The organism is Pseudomonas sp. 65/3-MNA-CIBAN-0223 (assembly GCF_040310425.1).
GTDB classification, from domain to species: domain Bacteria; phylum Pseudomonadota; class Gammaproteobacteria; order Pseudomonadales; family Pseudomonadaceae; genus Aquipseudomonas; species Aquipseudomonas gregormendelii.
The window spans coordinates 1-268 of sequence record NZ_JBEOPV010000164.1; the positions used below are offsets into that span (position 1 = coordinate 1).

The window sequence follows — 268 nt, forward strand, 5'->3', positions numbered from 1 at the left end:
CACTATGGCAGCTATATGGACAGCAGCAGCAAATCGTTCAATGTGCATTACCGGCTAGCGCGGATAAACTTATTCAAAGTTATGAAGGCAAAGTTGGCCAATCGCCAGACGAACAAAAAGCGACGCCCTTATCAGTCAGTTGCTATTGGTTATTTTTGGAGAGTATCAAAAGCGTTTGGACAGATGATAACTGGGTAATAGCTTTTAATCATAGTCAGCAGCAGACGACGCCCGTTATTATGAGTGGTATCGAAAAGCTCGGTCATAT

Annotated in this window: 1 protein-coding gene; it reads left to right on the forward strand. The window is 43.3% G+C overall.

Features of this window, described 5'->3' with window-relative positions:
• Nucleotides 1-268: hypothetical protein (locus AAEZ09_RS28375; RefSeq protein WP_350601670.1), on the forward strand; the 268-nt coding region annotated here is incomplete at both ends.